This window comes from Corallococcus sp. AB045 (assembly GCF_003668895.1).
Taxonomy (GTDB): Bacteria; Myxococcota; Myxococcia; order Myxococcales; family Myxococcaceae; genus Corallococcus; species Corallococcus coralloides.
Genome location: NZ_RAWN01000110.1, coordinates 1 through 23281, shown reverse-complemented (window position 1 = coordinate 23281; position 23281 = coordinate 1). Strand labels below are relative to the sequence as shown.

The following is a 23281-nucleotide window of genomic DNA, read 5'->3' as shown; positions in this document are numbered from 1 at the left end:
CTGCTTCCTCCTGGAGGGAGCGGCTGGCCGGGCGCAGGGCGGGGGCCCGAAACGTTTGGCGCCTTGAGCGCTCATAAGTTTTCGGAGGCAACGTGAAGGACATTTTCAACTTCTTCGAGAAGCCGAAGGACCCGCTGTCGTTCAACGCCATCCGCATCGCGCTGGCGTCGCCCGACAAGATCCGTCAGTGGTCGCACGGCGAGGTGAAGAAGCCGGAGACGATCAACTACCGCACCTTCAAGCCGGAGCGGGACGGGCTGTTCTGCGCCCGCATCTTCGGGCCGGTGAAGGACTACGAGTGCAACTGCGGCAAGTACAAGCGCATGAAGCACCGTGGCGTCGTGTGCGAGAAGTGCGGCGTGGAGGTCATCCAGTCCAAGGTGCGCCGTGAGCGCCTGGGACACATCACGCTGGCCACGCCCGTGGCCCACATCTGGTTCCTCAAGTCGCTGCCCAGCCGCATCGGCAACCTGCTCGACATCACCCTCAAGGAGATGGAGAAGGTGCTGTACTGCGAGAGCTACATGGTCATCGACCCCAAGGCGACGCCGCTCCAGAGGGGCGAGCTGATCTCCGAGGAGAAGATGCACCGGCTCTTCCAGGAGCACGGTGAGGACTCGTTCAGCGCGGGCATGGGCGGCGAGGCCGTCCGCGAGATGCTCAAGTCCCTGGACGTGGAGAGGCTGTCCGAGGAACTGCGCAAGGACATGCGCGAGACCACCAGCGAGGCGAAGCGGAAGAAGTACGCCAAGCGCCTGAAGGTGGCGGAAGCGTTCCGCGTCTCCGGCAACAAGCCGGAGTGGATGATGCTGGACGTCATCCCGGTCATCCCGCCCGACCTGCGTCCGCTGGTGCCCCTGGACGGCGGCCGCTTCGCGACCTCCGACCTCAACGACCTGTACCGCCGCGTCATCAACCGGAACAACCGCCTCAAGCGGCTCCAGGAACTGAACGCGCCGGACATCATCATCCGCAACGAGAAGCGGATGCTCCAGGAGGCCGTGGACGCGCTGTTCGACAACGGCCGCCGCGGGAAGACCATCACCGGCCCGAACAAGCGGCCGCTGAAGTCGCTGTCCGACATGCTCAAGGGCAAGCAGGGCCGGTTCCGTCAGAACCTGCTCGGCAAGCGCGTGGACTACTCGGGCCGCTCCGTCATCGTCGTCGGTCCCGAGCTGCGCCTGCACCAGTGCGGCCTGCCGAAGATCATGGCGCTCGAGCTCTTCAAGCCGTTCATCTACAACAAGCTCGAAGAGAAGGGCTACGTCACCACCATCAAGTCGGCGAAGAAGATGGTGGAGAAGGAGCGTCCGGAGGTCTGGGACATCCTCGAGGACGTGATCCGCGAGCACCCGGTGCTCCTCAACCGCGCCCCCACGCTGCACCGCTTGGGCATGCAGGCCTTCGAGCCCGTCCTCATTGAGGGCAAGGCCATCCAGCTGCACCCGCTGGTGTGCGCCGCGTTCAACGCGGACTTCGACGGCGACCAGATGGCCGTGCACGTGCCGCTCTCCATCGAAGCGCAGATGGAAGCACGCGTGCTGATGATGTCGACGAACAACATCCTCAGCCCCGCGAACGGCAAGCCCATCATCGTCCCGACGCAGGACATGGTGCTCGGCATCTACTACATGACGCGCGCCCGCGAGTTCGCCAACGGCGAAGGCCGCGTGTTCGCGTCGCCGGACGAGGTGCGCGCCGCGTACGACCACGGTGAGGTCCACCTGCAGGCCAAGGTGGTGTGCCGCATCGACGGCAAGCGCAAGGAGACCACGGTCGGCCGCGTGCTGCTGTGGGAAGTCGTTCCGCGCCGCGTGGGCTTCGACGCCATCAACAAGGTGCTCGACAAGAAGTCGCTCGGTAACCTCATCGACCTCTGCTACCGCCTCACGGGCGAGAAGGAGACGGTGCTGCTGGCGGACCGCGTCCGCAGCGCGGGCTACTTCCACGCGACCCGCGCCGGTATCTCCATCGCGCTCAAGGACATGATCATTCCTGCGAAGAAGCAGGAGTTCCTGGACTACGCGCGCAAGGAAGTGGCGGAGATCGAGAACCAGTACCTGGAAGGCCTCATCACCGACGGTGAGCGCTACAACAAGGTCATCGATATCTGGGCGGAGATCACCGAGAAGGTCGCCCAGGAGATGATGCAGCAGATCTCCCAGGACGAGGCCAGCGGGGACGTGGACGGCAAGCGCATCACGCGCAAGCAGCCGTCGTTCAACCCCATCTACATCATGGCCGACTCCGGTGCCCGCGGCAGCGCCCAGCAGATCCGCCAGCTGGCGGGTATGCGCGGCCTGATGGCGAAGCCCTCAGGTGAAATCATCGAGACGCCCATCACGGCCAACTTCCGTGAAGGCCTCTCCGTGCTCCAGTACTTCATCTCCACGCACGGCGCTCGTAAGGGCCTGGCGGACACGGCGCTCAAGACGGCCAACTCCGGTTACCTCACCCGCCGTCTCGTGGACGTGGCGCAGGACGCCATCATCAACGAGTACGACTGCGGCACCATGGACGGTCTGTTCATCGGCGCCCTGGTGGAAGGCGGCGAAATCATCGAGCCGCTGGGTGAGCGCATCCTGGGCCGCGTGGCCCTGGACGACATCCTCGACCCTGTGACGGGCGAGGTGCTGGTGCGCGCCAACGAGGAGATCGACGAGGAGCGCGTCCGCCGCATCGAGAACAGCGGTCTGGACAAGGTGAAGATCCGCTCGGTGCTCACCTGCCAGGCCAAGCGCGGCATCTGCGTGGAGTGCTACGGCCGTGACCTGGCGCGTGGCCGCAAGGTGTCCGTGGGCGAGGCCGTGGGCGTCATCGCGGCGCAGTCCATCGGTGAGCCGGGTACGCAGCTCACGATGCGCACCTTCCACATCGGTGGTGCGGCGACCCGTCGCGCGGAGCAGTCCAGCCTGGAGAACCGCTACGCGGGTTCCGTGAAGTTCGCGGGCCTGAACACGGTGCAGAAGGCGGACGGCACGCTGGTGGCCATGAACCGCAACGGCGAGATCGTCGTCGTCGACGAGTCGGGCCGCGAGCGCGAGCGCTACCAGATCATCTACGGCGCCCGCATCCTGGTGAAGGAAGGCCAGAAGCTGGAGCCGGGCGTGCTGGTGGCCGAGTGGGACCCGTTCGCCATCCCGCTGCTCACGGAAGTGGGCGGTGTCGTGCGCTACGAGGACATCATCGAAGGCGTGACGATGTCCGAGACGCTCGACGAGGTGACGGGCCTGTCGCGCAAGACGGTCATCGAGTCCAAGGACCCGGAGGCGCGTCCGCGCGTCACCATCCGCGACGCGGCCGGCAACGTGAAGGACCTGCCGTCCTCCAAGAACCAGGCGAGCTACTTCCTGCCCCAGGGCGCGATCATCACGGTCAACGACCAGGATGAGATCTCCGCGGGCGAGGTCATCGCCAAGGTGCCGCGCGAGACCACGAAGACCAAGGACATCACGGGCGGTCTGCCCCGCGTGGCCGAGCTCTTCGAGGCGCGCAAGCCCAAGGACGCGGCGGCGATCGCGGAGATCGACGGCGTGGTGTCCTTCGGCAAGGACACCAAGGGCAAGCGCAAGCTCATCATCACCCCCGAAGTGGGCGGCGAGCAGCGCGCGGACCTGGCCAAGGAGTACCTCATCTCCAAGGGCAAGAGCATCAACGTCCACTCCGGCGACCGCGTGAAGGCCGGCGAGGCGATGATGGACGGCGCGGCCAACCCGCACGACATCCTCAAGGTGCTGGGCGAGAAGGAACTCGCGCGCTACCTGGTGGACGAAGTGCAGGAGGTCTACCGACTGCAGGGCGTGAAGATCAACGACAAGCACATCGAGACGATCGTCCGGCAGATGCTGCGCCGGGTGCGCGTCACCGACGTGGGCGACACCAACTTCCTGGTCGACGAGCAGGTCGAGAAGTGGGTGTTCGAGGAGGAGAACGAGAAGGTCATGGCCGAAGGGAAGCGCCCGGCCGTGGGCGAGCCCTTGCTGCTCGGCATCACCAAGGCGTCGCTCTCCACCGAGTCGTTCATCTCCTCGGCGTCGTTCCAGGAGACCACGAAGGTGCTCACCGAGGCCGCCATCAACGGCAAGGTGGACTACCTGCGCGGCCTCAAGGAGAACGTCATCATGGGCCGGCTCATCCCCGCCGGCACGGGCCTGCCGAACTACAAGCACCTCGACATCGAGGTGGAGAGCCCCACGGACGAGGTCAACGAGATGGAGGCCGCCCTGGCCGCCACCCACGGCGACACCGGCCCGCTGGCTCCTCCTCCGTCGCGGCCGGACACCCGGTCCACCGACGTCGCCTAGTGCTTCCGTAAGAAGCGTCCCTGACGCTTCCTGAGTCAGCCGCCGTCCTGGTGTCATGCCGGGGCGGCGGCTTTCTCGTTTTGCACACTCCCGTGCCTGTTTGCTTGACAGTATGTCGCGGTGCGTTATTTTGACGCATCACGTTGTGAGACCCGGAACACCCGGGGGGGAGCGCGACATGGCGACGACGAGTGCGAAGGCTGACGAGAAGACGGGCGTGACGCAGAACGTGGAGGCCTTCCTGAAGGGGCGGTTCTCCGAGGCGCAGAAGCGGTTCCAGGGCCTGGAAGGGGAGGCGAACAAGGCCTTCCGTGCGCTGGAGACGCGGGGCCAGGTGGCGGCGAAGGAGGTCCAGCACCTGTGGACGAAGGTGCAGGCCGGTGAGCTGCGCGCCGACCCTCGCGTGCAGGAGTTGAGCAAGAAGGTGGACGCCGCGGGCGTGGAGCTGCGCAAGCGGTTGGATGGGCTCCAGACGAAGGTCGTGGAGGCGGTGGGAGTTGCCAGCCAGTCCCAGGTGGAGCAGATCACCCGGGAGCTGAACCGCCTTTCGAAGAAGCTGGATGTGCTCCTGAAGCCCACCCGTCGTGCCCACCGGTCGACCAAGAATTCGGGCGGCGCGGCGTCTTCTCCGCGGGCCTGAGCAGCGTTTTCATCACCCATGGGGTGTGCTTAGGTCGCAAACCCCTTTGAATGCCCAGGGTTCCTTCCACGGGAAGGGCCCGGGGTAACTCCCGGAGCGACTTCATGGACAACAACACCGAGGCCCCCCGAGAGAAGACCTCCGTGGCGGAGGCATTCGAGCGGATCTGGAGCCAGGCGCTCCTGGCGGTGAACACGGCGGAGGAGGAGGCTTCCCGCGCCGTGCAGCGCGTGGCGTCCGTCGCGGGCTGGAGCCAGGATGAGGTGAAGCGCCAGGCCCGTGAGTTCGCGGAGCGGCTGACGGGGCACCGCAAGGACCTGGAGCACAACGTGGAGGAGCGGGTCCGCACGGCCCTGACCCTCCTGAAGCTGCCTCGCCGCGAGGAGCTGCAGGCGTTCGGTGCCCGCTTGGAGCGTCTGAACGAACGCATCCAGGCCCTGGAGCACCGGAAGTGAGAGGACCCGCCGCCTCGGGCGGCAGGTCGTTGGGAACGCGGTTCTTCGCGGGGCTCCATGCCCTGAGCAGCGGGTGCTCCCGGCTCCCGCTGCTCGCGGGCGTGGCGCTCGTGGTGTCCGCGCGGGTGGTGCCCCTCCTGGAGGAGTCCGCCCCCCAGTCCGTGGTCCCCGAGATGGTGGCGCAGGAGGCCGTCTCCGAGGAGGCGGCCCTCATCGACGCCGTGCTGGCCAAGCGCGCCCCGGACCTGGGGCTCACGCTGCGCCGGCGGCTGGGGCAGGCCATCGACGAGGAGTCGCGCCGCACGGGGTATGACCCGCTGCTGGTGCTGGCCCTCATCGACGTGGAGTCCGACTTCGAGGAGGAGTCTGTCTCCGAGAAGGGCGCCCGGGGCCTGATGCAGATCAAGCCCAGCACGCTGCACTTCCTGGCGGAGAAGGAAGGCCTGAGGCTGTCGCGTGAGGAGGTGGTGGCGGATCCCGCCGTCTGCGTGCGCCTGGGCATCCGCTACCTGCGAAACCTGCAGGGCCGCTTCGGCGGAGACCTGGACCTGGCGCTGATGGCCTACAACGCCGGCCCCACGCGCATCCGGGACGCCATGAAGGCCGGGGAGCTGGAGAAGTTCCGGCGCTACCCCCGGGCCGTGCGGCGCGACTTCCGCCGCTTCCGCGAGGGCCATGGCCTGGGCGGGGACTGGGCGCTCGCGCAGCGCGAGCCGCCGCCACCGGCGCCTGACGAGACGCCGACCGCGGCGCCCTGACGGCCTTCGCGGCCGGACTGGAAGACGGGCCCCCGGGTGAATGTTCGGGGCGGCGGAGCGCTCCAAGGAGGGCCGTCCCCGCCTTGTCCCGCTCCCCCGGGTGCGCTAAGTCGTTCGCAAGCTCCCGGGACTGTTGAGGATTCCCAGGAGGAATGCCCCCATGCCCCGTCCATCCGCTCGCATTGCCATCACCGTCGCGGCCTCGCTCGTCCCCATGCTGGCCCTGGCCGGCTCGGTCTTCCTGAACGGCGTGAAGATCGACGGGGTGACGAACACGCGCTTCGAGAAGGCCACCGTCCGCATCGACGCGGAAGGGAACGTCCACATCGACGCGCCGGGGTACGCCGCCCGCGTGACGAACGTGACGCCCACGCCCGCGACGCCTTCCTCCGCCACGCCTCCGGCCGCCGCCCCGGTGGACGCGGGGGTCGTCGCGCAGGCTCCCGCGCCGGCCGCTCCCGCCGCTTCCCCGGCCGTGCCGGGGCGCATCTCCCAGCGCTACTGGCTGGTGACGGAGCAGACGACGCCGGGCATGACGGACTTCGACATCGACGTGTACGTGAACTCGCGCTGGCTGCGCCGTTTGCGCAACAACGAGGACCAGGTGGTGGTGGACATCACCAGCCAGTTGCGTCCCGGCGCGAACGCGGTGACGCTGATTGCCCGCAAGCAGAGCACGGGCAGCCGCCGCAGCACGTCGCCCGGGAACGTCTTCAAGGTGATCATCGGCGAGGGGAACGAGGGCGGCGGCAACGTGATGATTGACACGCCCCTCATCCGCTTCCAGAAGACGGCTGCGGACGTGCAGGACGCGACCGAGGAGTTCACGCTCACCACCCGTTAGGGTGCGCGGGAAGGGAGACGACGGTGTTCACCATCGACGAGCGCTACCGGGGCCTCCCCGCCAACCGCGACCAGGTGCTCGCGCTGCACCTGTCCCTCAACACGCCGCACGTGGCCATTCCCGGCAAGCAGGCCGGGCCCGCGCAGGCCTTCGTGGTGGGGCTGCGCGGCGGGCAGGGCGCGGGCGTCTTCGTGTACCTGTACCTCGTGGAGGCGGGGGACTGCGCGGTGTACGTTTCCGGCCGGCGCATCCAGTCCGCGGATGAGCTGCGCGAGGACGAGGACGACGCGCTCGCGTTCGTGGAGTCGCTGGGCTTCATGATGGACAACGCGAACTGGCGCGCCGCGGCCCCCGCGCAGCAGGACGAGTGGCTGAAGACGCTGCCCGTGTTCTTCCGGGAGCCCACGCTCGTGCCCGCCGTGAAGGCCCGCGCCGAAGAGAAGCGCAACGTCGCCACCACCCTGGGCCGCTTCCTGGCCGCGTTCTGACCCTCCACCCTGGATTGGCACCCATGTCCCGCATCACTTCCTCCTGCTTCCTCGCGTTCGCGCTCGCGTCGGCGGGCTGTGCGCACGTCCCCACGGAGAAGGAGCGCCAGAGCTCGGAGATCCACTACGACCTGGGCATCCAGGCGCAGCAGCACGGCCACGTGCAGGACGCGCTCCAGGAGTACCAGAAGGCGCTGGAGCAGAACCCGGGCAACCCGGAGGCCCACAACGCGGTGGGCGTGCTGCTGCACCTGTCCTTCCGGCGGCTCGACGAGGCGTCGTCCCACTACGAGAAGGCGCTGAAGCTGCGGCCGTCCTTCTCCGACGCGCGCACCAACCTGGGCAACCTGCGCCTGGATCAGGGCCGCTACGACGAGGCCATCAAGCTGTACGAAGAGTCGCTCAACGACATGCAGTACCGCCACGGCTACTCCGCGCAGGGGAACCTGGGCTGGGCGCTCTACAAGAAGGGCGATACGGCGAACGCGCTGCAGAACATCAAGTCCGCCGTCACCACCAACCCGGACTTCTGCCTGGGCTACAAGAACCTGGGCATCATCTACGACGAGACGGGCAAGACCGAGGAGGCGTGCCGGCAGTTCGGGAACTACCGTGAGAAGTGCCCGGACGTGGCGGAGGCCTACCAGCGCGAAGGCGTGTGCCAGGCGAAGCTCGGGCGGGTGGACGAGGCGAAGAAGGCGCTTGCGCTCTGTGAGTCCAAGGCTCAGCCGAACGAATCGGTGCTCAAGGACCACTGCCGCTCACTGCTGGACCACCTCTAGCCGCGGGGGCCCCGAAAGACCGTGGACCACGTCGACTTCGGTAAATACCTCAGCCAGCAGCGCGAGCTTCGCGGCCTGTCGCGCGAGGACGTCTCCCGGGAGACGAAGATTCCCCCCAGCCTCGTCGCGGCGCTGGAGGCGGGGCAGGTGGAGCGGCTGCCCGAGCGCGTGTTCGTGCTGAACTACATCCGCGCGTACGCGCAGGTCATCGGCCTGTCGCCGGAGGAAGCGGCGCTGCGCTACGAGGAGGTGGACCGGGCGGTGCCCGCGCCTTCGCCGGCGCAGCTCGAGAAGGCGCGGCGCAAGCGGGCGTACGTCATCCTGTCCGTGCTGCTGGCGGTCCTGCTCCTGGGCGCGGGGCTGTTCCTGGTGCTGTCCGGGAAGCTTCCGCCCCCCGCGGCGCGTTGAAGAGGGATCATGGAGCGGTACGCCGACGACGCGTTCGTGCTGTCCACGGTCGACTATGGCGAGTCCGACCGGCTGGTGACGCTGCTCACGCGTGAGCACGGCAAGCTGACCGCGTTCGCCGCGGGCGCGCGCAAGAGCAAGCGCCGGTTCGCGGGGGCGCTGGAGCCGTTCATGCGGCTGCGCGTGCAGCTCGTGGAGACGCGCGGCAGCACGGTGCGGATCGACTCGGCGGACATCGTCGCGGGCTTCTACGCCGCGCGCGAGGACCTGTCGCTCATCGCCCGGGCGCTGTACGCGGTGGAGCTGTGCCGCGAGCTCACGCGCGAACATGAACCGCACCCGGAGCTGTTCGAGCTGGTGGAGGGCTACCTGCAGCGGCTGGACGCGAAGGAGGCCGGGCCCACGTCGTTGCTCGCGTTCGAGCTGGCGGCGCTGGCGCAGGCGGGGTTGATGCCGCGCTTCGACTCCTGCACGCTGTGTGGCGGCCTGCCCGGCGAGCGGCCCCGGTTCGACCAGGGCCACGGTGGCGCGGTGTGCGAGCCGTGTGGCGGACGCGCGCGTGACTCGGTGCCGGTGCCGGTGGCGCTGCTGTCCGGTCTGCGCTCGCTCCAGGAGGGGCAACGCACGCCGCTGCCCGCGGACCTCCGCGCGCGGGCTCGGGGCCTGCTCAACGTCTTCATCGCGCACCACGTGGGCCGCAAGCTCAAGAGCGTGGACTTCATGGCGCAGGTGGGCCTGGACTGACGGGCAGCACGCGGTCCCCAGGGGGAGCTGTCATGCACGAAGCCGGGCCGCTGGACGTGGTGTGTGTCGGCGAAACGCTGGTGGACTTCCTTCCCGTGGCCGGTGGCGCCACGCGCGTGCGGGACGTGGAGGCCTGGAAGCCATCGCCGGGAGGCTCACCGGCCAACGTCTCCGTGGGGCTCGCGCGGTTGGGCCTGCGCTCGGCGATGGTGGGCGTGGTGGGCTCCGATGAGTTCGGCCACTTCCTGCGCGACCGGCTGGCGGCGGACGGCGTGGACGTGAGCCGCCTGCGCCAGGTGGACCACGCGCGCACGGGCTTGTTGTTCGTCTCGCTGGACGCGCATGGCGAGCGCAGCTTCACGTACTTCCGGACGCGGTCCGCGGAGTTCCTGCTGGACGACTCCGACGTGGACGGTGGCTTCGTGCGGCGCGCGAAGGCGCTGCACTGCGGCTCCAACTCCCTGCTCCTGCCGGAGGCGCGCGAGGCCATGGTGCGCATGCTCACCCTGGCACGTGAGGCCGGGATGCTGGTGAGCTGTGATCCGAACCTGCGGCTGCACATGTGGACGCAGCCCGAGGAGTTGAAGGCGCTCCTGGGGCGCATGCTCCCGCTGTGCACGGTGGTGAAGCTTTCCGAGGAGGAGATCCACTTCGCGACCGGCGAGCACTCGCCCGAGGCGGCCCTGCACGTCCTGGCCGCGAAGGGCGTGCGGCTGCCCGTGGTGACGCTGGGCCCTCGCGGTGCGGTGTTCCTCTCGCGGGGGGAGGTCCTCTCCGTTCCCTCGCCCCAGGTGACGGTGGTGGACACGACAGGCGCTGGTGATGGCTTCGTGTCCGCCATGTTGAGCGGCCTGGTGCGCTGGTACGGCGACGCGCGCTCGCTGGAGGATGCGACACGCGAGGAACTGGTCGCGCTGATGACCTTCGCGGCGGGCGTGGGGGCTCGGGTGGTGACGAAGCTGGGCGCGGTGGCGGCGCTCCCCGTGGCATCCGAAGTGGAGGGGCTGCTGCCCGCTCGGCCCGCCGTGCGACGCATCGCGCGCTGACGGGAAGCGCCGGGCCGGGTCAGGATCGTGTGCTTCGCTGCGTCCTGCGTGGCCCACCATCCCATCCAGGAGGGACCGATGAGCGACACCCGTGAGACTTCTTCCTCCGCTCCGGCTCGCGTCCGGGGGCTGGAGCAGATCGACCGGCTATCGGTGCCCCTGCCGCATGGCACCGAGGTCACGACCCGCGTGGAGCGTGTGGCGTCCGGGGGACGCCGCATCCCCCAGGGCGTGGTGGGCCGCGTGGTGCGCGCGCATGACGGCGGCTTCGACGTGCAGATCGTCGGCGTGGGCGAGGTGTGGTTCGCGCGCGACGAGCTGGTGCCCCGGCGCGCGGGACAGGTGCAGTTCGCTCAGCGGCGCGAGGCGGCCTGGGGCGCGCTGCGGCCGTGCGTGGTGCTGGAGACGCGCGTGGGAAGTCACGCCTGGGGGCTCGCGGATGAGCGCTCCGACGTGGACGTGCGCGGTGTGTTCGCGCTGCCGCTTCCGTGGACGCTCGGCCTGGGGCAGCCGCCGCAGGACCTGGTGAGCGCGGATGGCAGCACCACGTACTGGGAGGTCCGCAAGACGGTGGAGCAGGCGCTGCGCGCGGATCCGAACACGCTGGAGACCCTCTTCGTCCCCGGCGCGACGGCGGTGGACGAGCTGGGCACGTGGGTGCTGGAGGCGCGCGAGGCGTTCGTCTCCAAGGCCATCTTCGGCAGCTTCGGGCGCTACGCCATGAGCCAGCTCGACAAGCTCACCCGCAGTCAGCGGCTGGCCGAGCACCGCGACCTGCTGCTCGCGTGGCTGTGCGAGGAGCCCACGCCGGACCTGGACGAGGTCGCTCGTCGCCTGTCCGCCGTGTCGCCTCGTGCCGCGCCCACGCCCGAGGATGCGGTGCTCGCGGCGAAGACGTACGTCAAGCAGCTCTACCGCTCGCTCTGGGACCAGGGGCTGCTCGCGTCGAACGACTTCGCGGCGCTCACGGCGTACGCGCGCGGCGGCGGCCAGCGTCCTCCGTCCGCGCGGGAGCTGCGGCCGAAGAACGCGTACAACCTGCTGCGGCTGGTGGCGCTGGCGACGGGCTGGCTGCGCGACGGTGTGCCTGGCTTCGAGGCGACGGGGGCGTTGAAGGCGCGGCTGCTCGACATCAAGGGGGGCCAGGTGCCACTGGAGGACGTGCTGCGCGACGCCGAGGCGATGGCGCCGGCGTTGGAGGCCGCGCACCGCGAGAGCCGGCTGCCGGAGCATCCGGACTACGCCCGCGCGGACCGGTTGCTGCGTCGCGTGGGGGACGAGGTGGCGCGGCGCTGGGTCTTGAAGACGCCCGGCCCGCTGGGCCGTGACGCGCCGGAGGCTCCGGCGCTGGAAGGAGGGATGGAATGAAGGGCAGGGTGACGGAGCATCAGGAGCGCATGGCGGACCGCGTGCTGGACGCGGAGTCCCTCCAGCGCGAGCACCTGGTCATTTCGCTGTCCGGCGCGCATGCGTACGGTTTCCCGTCGCATGACAGCGACCTGGACCTCAAGGCCATCCACATCGCGCCCACCACCGCGCTCCTCGGCCTCCAGCCCCGGCACGTGCCGGCGGAGCGGCTGGAGGTGCTGGAGGGCGTGGAGGTGGACTACTCGTCCAACGAGCTGCAGCCCGTGCTGCTGGGCATCCTCCAGGGCAACGGCAACTACATCGAGCGGGTGCTGGGCGCCATCACCGTGCGGGCCCTGCCGGAGCTGGAGTCGCTGCGGCCGCTGGTACGGGCCGCGCTGTCGCGGCGCATCCACCGGCATTACCGCGGCTTCGGACAGGGGCAGTTCCGCGAGTGGGAGAAGAGCGGATTCCGCTCCGTGAAGAAGTTGCTGTACGTGCTGCGCACGACGCTCACCGGGACGCATGCGCTGCGCACGGGCGAAGTGGAGACGGACGTCACCGTCCTGCTGGAACCGTATGGCTTTGGCGAAGCCCGCACGCTGGTGGAGCGCAAGCGGAGCGGTGAGCGCATCGAGCTGACCGACGCCCTCAGCGAAGAGTGGCAGCGGGAGGTGACACGCGCCTTCGCGGTGCTCGACGCGGCGGACGCGGCCTCCGTGTTGCCTCTGGAGCCACAACCGCCGGCCGTGGCCGCGCTCGAAGGCTGGATGCTCGACGTGCGGCGACGGCGGTTCGGCGCCTAATCCGCTTTCACCGGACTCCGGAGGCCGGGGTGGGGGCCGTCTGGAAAGACGGTCATCGACCTGGGAGGGTTCGGCGGGTAACATCCGCGCCCGCCATGAGCACGCAGGGAGTCGCCGGAGACGATCCCGACCGGGGGCGGCGCATCGGAAAGTACGAGATCCTCACCCGCCTCTCGATGGGCGGGATGGCGGAGCTGTTCCTCGCGTACACCTCCGGCCCCGGTGGCTTCCGCAAGTTCGTGGCGGTGAAGCAGATCCTCCCCGACATCAAGAAGGACGACCAGTTCGTCAAGATGTTCCTCGACGAGGCGCGCATCACCGCGGCCTTCTCGCACGCGAACATCGGACAGGTGTTCGACCTGGGGGAGGAGGACGGCGAGCTGTACCTCGCCATGGAGTTCCTGCCCGGCCAGAACCTGGAGCAGGTGGTGAAGATGGCGGAGCGGCGCAAGTACGCGCTGCCGCTGGGCTTCAGCGCGCGCGTGATTCGCGACACGTGCCTGGGCCTGCACTACGCCCACCACTTCATGGATCCGTCGGGCCGCCCCGTGGCGGTGGTGCACCGCGACGTGTCCCCGAAGAACGTGATGCTCACCTACGACGGCGTCGTGAAGGTGATCGACTTCGGCATCGCCAAGGCGCGCGGCAAGCTGGGCCGCACGCAGGTGGGCACCGTGAAGGGGACCAGCGGGTACATGTCCCCGGAGCAGGTCCGCAACAAGGACCTGGATGGCCGCAGCGACCAGTTCTCCACGGGCGTGATGCTCCACGAACTGCTGGCCGGACAGCGCCTGTTCAACGCCCCCGGCGAAGCCGCCGTGATGATGCAGATCGTGGACGGGGACATCCCCGCGCCGCGCTCGCTCAACGCGGCCGTGCCGGAGGCGCTGGAAGCCGTGGTGCTCAAGGCGCTGTCGCGCGATGCCGCCCAGCGCTTCGGCACCTGCCGGGAGATGGCGCGCGCCATCGAGGCCACGCTGGGCTCCGAGCTGTTCGACGAAGACCAGATGACCGCCGTCATGGGCGAGCTCTTCGAGGAGAAGCGCCAGAAGACGCGCACGCTCCTGGAGCTGGCCAGCCGCGCCGAGGACGCCCGCGTCAGCGAGGCCGCCGGCGCGCTCCAGGTGGAGGAGGGCAGTGAGCAGGCCGCCTCCGCCGCCACCGCGCAGGTGAAGTCGCCGCACGCGGAGGCCCCGTCCGCGGACGTCGCGGCGTCCTTCAAGCCCACGCCCGTCCGCCGCACCGCGGCCGAGTCCTCGACGCCCGCGCCCCGCGCGACCCCGCGTCCCGCCAATGAAGCCGTGGATGCCCGCGCTTCCCGCCTCAACACGCCCGCCGTGACGCCGCGAGCGCAGCGGCCCTCGGGGGCGGACGGGACGCCCGTTCCCCGGGTCATCCGTCCTCCCGCTGACGCCGTGCGGCCCTCGAGGGCCCGTCCCAGCGCGCGGCCCGAGCCCGCCGAGGCCCGCGACGAGGCCCAGTCCGACGGGCTGATGGATCCGCCCAGCGAACTCCAGACCCAGCGCTTCAAGGCCCGTCCGGTGCGCGGCACCACGCGGCCCTCGCGGCAGGTGGAGGAAGAGGAGTCCGTTGAAGCGCCCCCCGTGGCCCCGCCCGCTCGCGAGGGCTCCGGCTGGGGCATGCGGTTGTTCCTGCTCCTCATCCTGGGCGGCGTGGCCTGGCTGGCGACGCTCGAGCCCGTGCGCCGCGTGTTCATGCCGGCGTTCGACTCCGCGAAGCAGTGGGTGAAGGCGGAGCTGGATCCGGCGCCGCCCGTGGACCCCGCCGCGAACGGACAGTGGCCGCCGAAGCCCTCCGGTCCTCCGCCGGGCTTCGTCCAGAAGACCACCCCTGAGCCCGCGCAGGCGCCGGTGGAGGAGCCGCCCACGCCCGAACCGGTGGTGGACGCGACGCCCGCCGACGCGAAGAAGCCCCCCGCCGGCAAGGGCGGACGCAAGACGAAGCCGGCCGCCACGACGGACGCGCCCGCGGTGGCGAAGGCGGAAACGCGCCCCTCGAAGCCCGAGCCCTCCGAGCGGCCGCCGGAGCCCGTCACCACTGTCACGCAGGTGGAGAACCCGGAGGTGCTCGACACGACCACCTCGAAGGGCGCGGCGAAGGCGGGCCTGGGGTGGCTGACGCTCTACACGGTGCCGAAGAACGCGGCCGTGTTCGACGGCGCCACGCAGTTGGGCACGTCCCCGCTGATCAAGTTCCCCCTGCCCATCGGGACGTACCGTTTGCGCGTGGTGGACCCTCAGGACCCCGGCGGTACGAGCAAGCTGTTGTCCGCTCCCATCCGTCCCGGCGAGGTGACGAAGCTGCAGATTCGACTGGCCGACCTCCCGGCCTACTCGAACTGACCGCCGTCCTTGACGCTCCTGGACCCCCTCACTAGGGTCCGCCGCGTTCCGCCTCTGCCTTCGACGCACTGCGAGAAGGACTCGCCAACATGTATTTCCAGGACCTCATCCTCACGCTCCAGAAGCACTGGGCCGACCAGGGATGCATCGTCACCCAGTCGTACGACACGGAAGTCGGCGCGGGCACGATGGCCCCGTACACGTTCCTGCGCGCGCTCGGTCCCGAGCCCTGGAACATCGCGTACGTGCAGCCCTCGCGGCGTCCCGCCGACGGCCGCTTCGGTGAGAACCCGAACCGCCTGTTCCAGCACCACCAGTTCCAGGTCATCCTCAAGCCCGCGCCCAAGAACGTCCAGGAGCTGTACCTGGAGTCGCTGCGGAAGGTGGGAATGGATCCGCTGGAGCACGACATCCGCTTCGTCGAGGACGACTGGGAATCCCCCACGCTGGGCGCCTGGGGCCTGGGCTGGGAGGTGTGGTGCGACGGGATGGAGGTGACGCAGTTCACCTACTTCCAGCAGTGCGGCGGCTTCGACTGCCGCCCCGTGTCCGCGGAGCTGACGTATGGGCTCGAGCGCCTGATGATGAACCTGCAGAGCGTGGAGAACGTCTACGACATCGAGTGGGTCAAGGGCGTGAAGTACCGCGAGATCTTCCACGCGAACGAAGTGGAGATGAGCAAGTACGCCCTCCACGAGTCCGACCCGCAGATGCTCTTCTCGATGTTCGACGCGTACGAGAAGGAGTGCAAGCGGCTCATCGAGCGCCACCTGCCGATGCCCGCGTACGACTACGCGCTGAAGTGCTCGCACACGTTCAACCTGCTGGACGCGCGCGGCGCCATCTCCGTCACCGAGCGCGCCAACTTCATCAAGCGCGTGCGTGACAACGCGCGCCTGTGCGCGGAAGGGTATCTCCAGATGCGCGAGCGGCTGGGCTACCCGCTGACGAAGACGCCGTGGACCGTGGGGGAGCAGCCGCCGGTGCTGGAGGGCAAGCCCGCCAGCGACTACTGGAAGACGGTGCAGCTCAACAAGCCGGTGGAGAAGAAGGAGAAGACGGAGGTGGCCCGTGGCGCGTGATCTTCTGCTGGAGGTCGGTGCCGAGGAGATCCCGGCGTCGTTCATCGTCCCCGCGCTGGAGGACCTGAAGCGCGTGCTCACCGAGCGCATGGCCGACGCCCGCCTGAAGCACGGCGAGGTGCGCACGTTCGGCACGCCGCGCCGGCTGGCCGTCCTGGTCCGCGACGTGGCGGACGCGGGCGAGGACATCACGAAGGAGGTGCTGGGCCCCAGCGCCAAGGCCGCCTTCGACGCGCAGGGCAAGCCCACCAAGGCGGCGGAGAAGTTCGCCGAAAGCCTCAAGCTGTCCGTGGACGCGCTCGGGCGCACCACCACGGCCAAGGGCGAGTACCTCTCCGCGCGCGTGGAGGAGAAGGGCCGTCCCGCGGAGGCCATCCTCCAGGACGCGGTGCACGCGGCCGTGCACGGCATCAACTTCAAGAAGTCCATGCGCTGGGGTGACGTGGACACGGCCTTCGCGCGCCCGGTGCAGTGGCTGGTGGCGCTCCTGGGCGACACGGAGCTGCCGGTGGTGCTGGGCGACGTGAAGGCGGGCCGCACGACCTACGGCCACCGCTTCCTCGCGCCGGGCGCCATCGCGCTGAAGGCGCCCTCGGACTACGAGGCCGCGCTGGAGAGGGCGCACGTGGTGGCGGACATCGCGAAGCGCCGCGCGGAGCTGCTGCGCAAGGTGAACGCCGCGGCGAAGGCGGCGGGCGCGCAGCTGCTGGAGGACGAAGGCCTGGTGGACCAGGTGACGAACCTGGTGGAGCTGCCGAGCCCCGTGGTGGGCAGCTTCGAGGAGCGCCACCTGGACCTGCCGCCGGAGGTGCTGGTGCAGGAGATGAAGAGCCACCAGCGCTACTTCTCGCTGACGGACGCGAAGGGGCAGCTGCTGCCGCGCTTCATCGCCGTGTCCAACACGCCGGTGCGCGACGAGCAGCTGTCCCTGCGCGGCTACCAGCGCGTGCTGGCGGCGCGGCTCGCGGACGGGCGCTTCTTCTTCGACGAGGACCGTCGCACGCCGCTGGCCGACCGCGTGGAGAAGCTGGGCCGCGTGGTGTGGCAGGGGCAGCTGGGCACGTACCTGGAGAAGGTGGAGCGCTTCCGCGCACTGGCGGGCTGGCTGGCCCAGGCCACGGGCAGGGCAGGGGAGGCGGCCACGGTGGAGCGCGCCGCCACGCTGTCCAAGGCGGACCTCGTCACCGGCATGGTGGGCGAGTTCCCGGAGCTCCAGGGCGTGATGGGCCGCGAGTACGCGCGCGCGGGCGGCGAGCCCGACGCGGTGGCGCTGGCCATCTTCGAGCACTACCTGCCCCGCGGCGCCGAGGACGCGCTGCCGTCCCAGGACGCGGGCGCGCTCATCGGTCTGGCGGACCGGCTGGACTCGCTGTGCGGCATCTTCGCCATCGGCAAGGCGCCGTCCGGCGCGGCGGATCCGTTCGCGCTGCGCCGCGCGTGCCTGTCCATCATCCGCATCGTGCTGGGGCGCGGCTACCGCTTCAGCCTGTCCGCCGCGGTGGACGAGGCGCTGCGCCTGCTGGCCCCCAAGCTGGCCAACGTGAAGCGCAAGCCGGGTGAAGCGGCCCCGCGCGAGCAGGTGCTGGAGTTCTTCCGCGGCCGCCTCAAGGCGCTGTGGGGCGAGCAGCACCGCACCGACGTCGTGGAGGCGGTGCTGGCCGTGGGCTTCGACGATCTCGTCGCGGCGAAGAAGCGCCTGGAGGCCCTGAGCGTGCTCGTGGGCCACTCGGACTTCCAGCCGCTGGCGGCGGCGTTCAAGCGCGTGGTCAACATCGTGGAGAAGCAGGGCAAGGACGTGGCCGGCGGGCAGACCAACCCGCAGCGCTTCACCGACGAGCCGGAGAAGAACCTCCACACCGCCTTCACCCAGGCGCGCGCCAAGGTGGGCGAGCATGTGCGCGTGGACGACTTCGCCGGCGCGCTCAAGGAGATCACCGGCCTGAAGCCCGCCGTGGACACCTTCTTCGACAAGGTGATGGTGATGGCCGAGGACAAGGACCTGCGGGAGAACCGCATCCGGTTCCTCACGGAGATTGGCGCCCTGTTCAACCAGGTAGCGGACTTTTCCAAGATCCAGGCCGAAACCGCCGCGGCCTGAGGCCCGGTCGCCAGCTCACCGCCGGAGTGCGCCCGTTCCCCCACCAGGGGAGCGGCGCACGCCCTCCGGATGGGGGCGGATGTCGGCGAGAGGGCGGCCGGGAATAGCAGTAGCCCTATTCAGTTGCCCGGGGCAGGGCCGCGTTCCTACACTCCGCCCCCCTCTGATGCGCCTCTACTTCCTGACTCCCGCGCTGCTGCTCCTCGGGGCGTGTTCGATTGAATCCGAACCGAACCCGCCTCCGTCCACCCGTTTCGTGTACCCCAGCGGGGTGGCGTTCTGGCGCCCTCCGGCGGCGGGTGGCCCTTCGGCGAGCAACGGCTATCTCTTCGTCGCGAACGCCAACTTCGACAACTGCTACGACTCCGGTTCGGTGATGGCGCTGAACCTGGACACGCTGAGCACGCAGGTGGACGGGCAGGCCGTCACGGTGCCCTACCTGGGCGACGTGCTCCCGGACTCCGCGCTCGCCTTCGAGGACCTGTCCTCCGGGGACGAATCGCTCGTGCAGATCCGCAGCTTCGCGGGCGAACTGGGCATGTGGGTGGACCCGGCCACGGGGCTTCCGCGCCTGTTCGTGCCCTCGCGCGCGGAGGGCAACAACCTGCACGCGGTGGACGTGCGCGTGGAGGCCAACGGCGCTCCGGTGCTCACCTGCGTGCAGGGCGGCGTGGACTGCCGCAACGGCGCGCTGTCGCTCACCGACGACATCCCTTCGTCCCTCAGCGACGAGGGCCGCCCGGGCCTGCCTCGCGCTCCGTCGCCCATCGGCGTGACGGTGGATGAGGCGAGCGGCAACCTGTACGTGACGCACTCGGAGGCGGCGGACTCACCCGCCGACTCCAGCCGCGACTTCGAGAGCTACCTGGCCACGCTGAAGCTGGACAACCCCACGCGCGACACGCTGGGCTTCATCCCGCTGTCTCCCGAGGGCTACCTCTACGGCGGCTCGGATTCGGTGACGGTGGGCGCGGGCTACCTCTACGTGACGGGCCGCAACTTCGTGGCAGGCATCAGCGGCACGGTGCCCGGCAACTTCGTGCTGCGGCTGGTGAACAAGAACGACCCCGGTACCATCCTGGAGCCCTCGCTGCAGGCGGTGTACCGCATCCGCGAGGCGCGCGCGGTGCGCGTGGTGTCCCGTCCGGTGACGGCGGAGGAGCTGGCGGTGCGTCCGAACCTCGTGCGCGAGCGGCTGTACATGCTGGCGCGCGGCCCGGACACGCTGCTTACCCTCGACTTCGAGTACGAGGCGGTGCCGGGCACCGCCGCCACCCAGCCCTTCTTCCGAGTGGTCTCCGCGGTGCCCATGCCCGACGGCGTGAGCGACATGCAGATCATCTCCCGGGCGCCGGGCACGTCCAACGCGGACACCCACATCGTCGCGGTGACGAGCACCGGCGACAGCGCGTTGTCCCTCTACGACGAGGCGCTCGGGCAGGTCGTGGCGCAGGTGCCGCTCGTCAACAACCTCAACCAGACCAGCAACCCGTCGCAGGCCTTCGGGCTGACGGTGGACAACCCCGCCGGGTCGAACGCGGCGCGGCTGTTCGTGACCAACTTCGGTGACAGCCAGGTGGCCATCGTGGACATCCCCGACCTGGAGCGTCCCCAGGACGCGCGGGTGGTGGCGAAGCTGGGCATCCAGCAGCAGCGCGATCCGAACCAGGGCACCAGCGTGTGCCAGGAGAACTGACCTTGAAGCGCGGCTTTCTTGCTGCCCTGTTGCTGAGCGGCGCGAGCCTCGCGCTCGCCTGCTCCGACACCACCTCCACCGCGGGCGCCGCCGGTCTGTCCGGCACGTACGACGTGGTGCTCTCCAACCAGCTCGTCTTCGTCACGTCGCAGGACCGGGATGAGCTGCGCGTGCTGGACCTGACGCGCACGCCGCGTGAGTTCATCCCCGCGCCGAACCCGCTGGAGCCGCTGGCCATCCCCGTCATCGCGCGGCCGGATTCGCTCACCCGCGACGTGGGCTACGACGGCGACGGCAACGACGTGTCCGGCCCGTACATCTACGCGCGCAGCTCCGGCGGCCGCGGTATCTCCGTGGTGGCCGCGGGCCGCGCGCGCCTCAACGAGGTGACGCGGCTGGCGACAGGCCAGCTCATCACCGCCTTCGCCGCGCATGCCCCGGTGGCGGAGGGCGCGCCGAGCGTCCTGTACTACGCGCTCCAGACGCGCCCGGAGGCCGCCGAGCAGCTCTGCGGTCCCTTCGGCGGCGGGGTGGTGATGCGCCAGGAACTGCCCGGCCCGGAGGGCTTCGACGCGGCCGCGCTGCCTCCCGCGCTGCCTGTCTTCTGCCTCAAGCCGGCGGACACGGTGATGTCCATGCTCACGCTGCCCGCGCGGGCCGACTTCGCGGACTCGCTGGTGGTCGCCATCCGCAACGTGTCCGGCACCAGCCGGCTCGTGCGCGTCGTCGCGGACGGGGCCTCCGTGGAGATCCCCTACAAGCGGCCGCGGCCGGCGCCCTACACGGTGCCCGACTACGCGGACCTGGTGGACATCCCGGCGCGGCTCGTGGCCACGCACCCCAGCTACAGCGTGCAGAAAGCCAGGCTCGATGATGGGACGTGCCCGGCGGGCAGTGCTGAGAAGACCCAGGATGACGGGACGACGGTATGCATCGAGACCTGGCCCGCGGGCCGCTTCGTGTTCGCGGTGCTGGATGAGCTGACGTGCAACTCGTCTGACTGCGAGGGCGTCATCGCGCTCGACAATGGGCCGGAGCCGGTGGTGGCTCCGTCCGCGGCGCCGGTGCTCGCCCGCGACATCACCGGCGCGCCCATGCTGACCCTGCGGCCGTCCGCGGGTCTGCCCACGGGCCTCACGCTGCGCACGGGCCTGGAGGTCCGCGAGCTCCTGGCGGACGGCGTGGCCTACCTCTCCGCCATTCCGCTCCTGGGCATCATGCCGTCGTCCGACGGGAGGATCACCCTGTTCCGCGCGGACGAGCGGCGCGCGTTCAACCTGGACCGCGACTCCGCGAACAAGCCGCTGAACTCGTCGGTGGTCGCGGAGCTGCGTGACAGCAGCGAGCTGGCGCGCGCGGATCAGTTCCCGGGCATCACCGTGACACAGCCCGGTTGCCCCCAGGCGACGGATGCGACCAACGCCACGGCGTTCCTCTGCAGCGGCACGGTGCCCAACGGGACGTACCGCTTCGTCTTCCAGGGCGTGCTGCCCGGACTGGTCGGCCTCTCACGCGACCTGACCCAGGAGGATCCTCCGCTCCTCATCGAGACGACCCAGGTGACGGCCCGCGGGGTGATTCCCGGCGACTCCATCATCCTGGCGAACAACGCGGGCGCCTGCGCGGCGGTCATCCCCATCCTGCGCCTGGAGGACCAGGGAAATGGCCTCACGCGGCTCTACCCGAACCTGTCCGACCCGGCGGTCGCCGCCGCGGCGGAGCCCTGCGCGTCGTTCCCGTTGTTCTCCGTGCGCGCGGGCCCGAACGTGAAGCCCTTCGTGCTCTATTCGGGCGCGGAGACCCGCGACACGTACCTGCAGCGGCTGAACGTCGACGAGGCGTACACCGTCTCCAGCTTCCTGGACTACTACTACCACCCGGACGGCTTCGACCTGGGCCTGGAGCCGCCCAAGTCGCCCACCACCTACGCGCCCGCGCCGTTGACGCTCACGCTGACGCCGACCATCGGCGTGGGGAGCCGGCTGGTGGCGGGTGACCGCTACGTGGTGACGCTGCTGCCGCGCTTCCGCCGCTACGTCTTCGGCGTGGACACCGGCCCGTCGAGCAGCCTGGCGCTCTACACCCTGCCTGCTTCCGTGGTGGCCACGGACGTGGCCGGCGCCAGCCTCGCCTACGTCGCCTATCCCTCGGCGGACGGCGTGCTCCAGGTGGCCCTGGAGTCGATCAGCGACAACCTGGACAACCTCACGTATCTCCGGGCGTTCCAGTAACTGGGCGCGCCCGAGCGGCTCTGCTATCGTCCCTTACGTCCAGCATTTCCCGAGCCAAGACCGATGATCGATCAGAACTCCCGTCCCGCACGCAAGGTCGGCATCGCCGAGCACCTGTGGGAGACGTACGAAGAGATGGCCCAGCAGATGGGCTCGGATCGCGACGCGCTCATCAACCAGGCGTTGTTCATGTTCGCGCGTCTCAACGGCTTCATCGACGTGAGGACGAAGGGCGAGCCCGCCGTGGCGGCGGTGCCGTCACCCGCGCCCGCCCCGGCCGCGCGTCCGGCCGCCGCGCCACCCCCGGCCGCCGCGGCCAAGGGCGGTCCGCCGGTCCTTGCCCCCGCGCCGGCCGCGCGTCCCGCCGCGCGCAACGCGGAAGAACGCCCGTCCTCCAATGGGCTGGACAATGATCCGGTGCGCCGCGAGGTCGCCGAGCGTGTCCTGGAGACGGCCGCCGAGCTGGAGCGGCTCATCAAGGGCAAGAACGAGCCGCCCCCGCCGTCCGCGGACGACATGATCGAGGACGAGGAGGATCCCCTGCCGGAGCAGGAGGAGCCGCCGCTCGACGACATGCAGGACGAGCCTCCCGAGGAGGCCGAAGAAGAAGAAGAGCCCATGGAGGAGCCGGACGAGGAGGAGGGCGCCTCGCTCTACCTCGTCCTGGAGTCCGGCGAGCAGGAGAAGATCGTCAAGGACCGCTACGTCATCGGCCGCGGCAAGCACTGCGACTTCGTCATCAACTCCGGCAAGGTGTCGCGCGAGCACGCCGTCATCGCCCGCGACGGCGGCGACTTCTACATCGAGGACCTCGGCTCTTCGAACGGGACCTGGTTCAACAAGCAGCGCATCAAGCGCCGCAAGGTCGAGGACGGGGACGAGTACTTCATCTGCAGCGAGAAGATCCGCCTCGTCATCCACTGACGCCGGCATGACGCGGGGCCCCACGGTGCGATGGCCTTGTTCAGGAATTGACGGGCTCAGGGCCTCCATTGTTTGATGGGGGTCGCCTGCTCCCCATGGGAGCAGGTGCCGAATGACACCTGCTCAGCTCGCACTGTGGACGATTCTGGGAGTGGCCCTGGTGATTGCGGTGGTGACCGACGTGCTGCGCCGGCTCATCCCGAACGCCGTGACCTATCCGCTCATCGTGTTGGGGCTCGGGGTGCGCGGTGTGTCCGAAGGGGTG

General features: G+C 69.7%; 18 protein-coding genes and 1 pseudogene. All 19 read left to right on the top strand.

Annotation, left to right across the window (positions count from 1 at the left end):
* Nucleotides 1-92 precede the first annotated feature (92 nt).
* Nucleotides 93-4304 (top strand): DNA-directed RNA polymerase subunit beta', encoded by a 4212-nt coding sequence (rpoC, locus tag D7Y21_RS24440; RefSeq protein WP_120568127.1) that lies wholly within the window; start codon nt 93-95, stop codon nt 4302-4304.
* A gap of 178 nt (nt 4305-4482) precedes the next feature.
* The gene (locus D7Y21_RS24435; RefSeq protein WP_120568126.1) at nt 4483-4944 is read left to right on the top strand and encodes a hypothetical protein; all 462 of its coding nucleotides are present in this window, start codon (nt 4483-4485) and stop codon (nt 4942-4944) included.
* 104 nt (nt 4945-5048) lie between these two features.
* Nucleotides 5049-5399: a phasin family protein gene (locus D7Y21_RS24430; RefSeq protein WP_120568125.1), complete on the top strand. Its 351-nt coding sequence runs from the start codon at nt 5049-5051 to the stop codon at nt 5397-5399.
* Nucleotides 5396-6157, top strand: a complete 762-nt coding sequence (locus D7Y21_RS24425; RefSeq protein ID WP_120568124.1) for a lytic transglycosylase domain-containing protein — start codon at nt 5396-5398, stop codon at nt 6155-6157. Before D7Y21_RS24430 ends, D7Y21_RS24425 begins: the two co-directional genes overlap by 4 nt.
* A 160-nt stretch (nt 6158-6317) precedes the next feature.
* Nucleotides 6318-7001, top strand: a complete 684-nt coding sequence (locus tag D7Y21_RS24420) for a hypothetical protein (RefSeq protein ID WP_120568123.1) — start codon at nt 6318-6320, stop codon at nt 6999-7001.
* A gap of 23 nt (nt 7002-7024) precedes the next feature.
* The gene (locus D7Y21_RS24415) at nt 7025-7489 is read left to right on the top strand and encodes a social motility and stimulation tgl protein (RefSeq protein ID WP_120549802.1); all 465 of its coding nucleotides are present in this window, start codon (nt 7025-7027) and stop codon (nt 7487-7489) included.
* A gap of 23 nt (nt 7490-7512) precedes the next feature.
* Nucleotides 7513-8271, top strand: a complete 759-nt coding sequence (gene tgl / locus D7Y21_RS24410) for a social motility TPR repeat lipoprotein Tgl (RefSeq protein ID WP_121716025.1) — start codon at nt 7513-7515, stop codon at nt 8269-8271.
* Nucleotides 8272-8292: 21 nt separating this feature from the next.
* Complete coding sequence (locus D7Y21_RS24405; protein WP_121716023.1) at nt 8293-8679, top strand: RodZ family helix-turn-helix domain-containing protein; 387 nt, start codon at nt 8293-8295, stop codon at nt 8677-8679.
* A gap of 9 nt (nt 8680-8688) precedes the next feature.
* On the top strand, nt 8689-9423 hold the full coding sequence (gene recO / locus D7Y21_RS24400) for a DNA repair protein RecO (RefSeq protein WP_121716021.1): 735 nt from the start codon (nt 8689-8691) through the stop codon (nt 9421-9423).
* Between the two features lie 32 nt (nt 9424-9455).
* Complete coding sequence (locus D7Y21_RS24395; RefSeq protein ID WP_121716019.1) at nt 9456-10469, top strand: carbohydrate kinase; 1014 nt, start codon at nt 9456-9458, stop codon at nt 10467-10469.
* Between the two features lie 78 nt (nt 10470-10547).
* Complete coding sequence (locus D7Y21_RS24390) at nt 10548-11837, top strand: DNA polymerase beta superfamily protein (RefSeq protein WP_121716017.1); 1290 nt, start codon at nt 10548-10550, stop codon at nt 11835-11837.
* The gene (locus D7Y21_RS24385) at nt 11834-12622 is read left to right on the top strand and encodes a DNA polymerase beta superfamily protein (RefSeq protein WP_199724684.1); all 789 of its coding nucleotides are present in this window, start codon (nt 11834-11836) and stop codon (nt 12620-12622) included. The genes D7Y21_RS24390 and D7Y21_RS24385 overlap by 4 nt, the downstream gene beginning before the upstream one ends.
* Nucleotides 12623-12717: 95 nt before the next feature.
* A complete protein-coding gene (locus tag D7Y21_RS24380; protein ID WP_121716015.1) occupies nt 12718-14985 on the top strand; it encodes a serine/threonine-protein kinase in 2268 nt (755 codons plus the stop codon).
* Between the two features lie 89 nt (nt 14986-15074).
* Nucleotides 15075-16067 (top strand): glycine--tRNA ligase subunit alpha, encoded by a 993-nt coding sequence (glyQ, locus tag D7Y21_RS24375; RefSeq protein WP_120568116.1) that lies wholly within the window; start codon nt 15075-15077, stop codon nt 16065-16067.
* Nucleotides 16057-18165 carry a glycine--tRNA ligase subunit beta gene (glyS, locus tag D7Y21_RS24370; RefSeq protein WP_121716013.1) on the top strand — a complete coding sequence of 703 codons (2109 nt, stop codon included), beginning with the start codon at nt 16057-16059 and terminating at the stop codon, nt 18163-18165. The genes glyQ and glyS overlap by 11 nt, the downstream gene beginning before the upstream one ends.
* 166 nt (nt 18166-18331) lie before the next feature.
* On the top strand, nt 18332-19861 hold the full coding sequence (locus D7Y21_RS24365) for a hypothetical protein (RefSeq protein WP_121716011.1): 1530 nt from the start codon (nt 18332-18334) through the stop codon (nt 19859-19861).
* A 2-nt stretch (nt 19862-19863) separates the two neighbouring features.
* The gene (locus D7Y21_RS24360) at nt 19864-22092 is read left to right on the top strand and encodes a hypothetical protein (protein WP_147469364.1); all 2229 of its coding nucleotides are present in this window, start codon (nt 19864-19866) and stop codon (nt 22090-22092) included.
* Nucleotides 22093-22155: 63 nt separating this feature from the next.
* Nucleotides 22156-23016: an FHA domain-containing protein gene (locus D7Y21_RS24355; RefSeq protein WP_120568112.1), complete on the top strand. Its 861-nt coding sequence runs from the start codon at nt 22156-22158 to the stop codon at nt 23014-23016.
* A 112-nt stretch (nt 23017-23128) separates the two neighbouring features.
* Nucleotides 23129-23281, top strand: a pseudogene (locus tag D7Y21_RS24350) (prepilin peptidase); the annotation flags it as partial.

What these genes read in the sequence shown, in the direction of transcription:
- D7Y21_RS24435 (WP_120568126.1), top strand. Translation starts at nt 4,483, where the DNA reads ATGGCGACGACGAGTGCGAAGGCTGACGAGAAGACGGGCGTGACGCAG.
- D7Y21_RS24430 (WP_120568125.1), top strand. Translation starts at nt 5,049, where the DNA reads ATGGACAACAACACCGAGGCCCCCCGAGAGAAGACCTCCGTGGCGGAG.
- D7Y21_RS24420 (WP_120568123.1), top strand. Translation starts at nt 6,318, where the DNA reads ATGCCCCGTCCATCCGCTCGCATTGCCATCACCGTCGCGGCCTCGCTC.
- tgl (WP_121716025.1), top strand. Translation starts at nt 7,513, where the DNA reads ATGTCCCGCATCACTTCCTCCTGCTTCCTCGCGTTCGCGCTCGCGTCG.
- recO (WP_121716021.1), top strand. Translation starts at nt 8,689, where the DNA reads ATGGAGCGGTACGCCGACGACGCGTTCGTGCTGTCCACGGTCGACTAT.
- D7Y21_RS24395 (WP_121716019.1), top strand. Translation starts at nt 9,456, where the DNA reads ATGCACGAAGCCGGGCCGCTGGACGTGGTGTGTGTCGGCGAAACGCTG.
- D7Y21_RS24390 (WP_121716017.1), top strand. Translation starts at nt 10,548, where the DNA reads ATGAGCGACACCCGTGAGACTTCTTCCTCCGCTCCGGCTCGCGTCCGG.
- D7Y21_RS24385 (WP_199724684.1), top strand. Translation starts at nt 11,834, where the DNA reads ATGAAGGGCAGGGTGACGGAGCATCAGGAGCGCATGGCGGACCGCGTG.
- D7Y21_RS24380 (WP_121716015.1), top strand. Translation starts at nt 12,718, where the DNA reads ATGAGCACGCAGGGAGTCGCCGGAGACGATCCCGACCGGGGGCGGCGC.
- glyQ (WP_120568116.1), top strand. Translation starts at nt 15,075, where the DNA reads ATGTATTTCCAGGACCTCATCCTCACGCTCCAGAAGCACTGGGCCGAC.
- D7Y21_RS24365 (WP_121716011.1), top strand. Translation starts at nt 18,332, where the DNA reads ATGCGCCTCTACTTCCTGACTCCCGCGCTGCTGCTCCTCGGGGCGTGT.
- D7Y21_RS24355 (WP_120568112.1), top strand. Translation starts at nt 22,156, where the DNA reads ATGATCGATCAGAACTCCCGTCCCGCACGCAAGGTCGGCATCGCCGAG.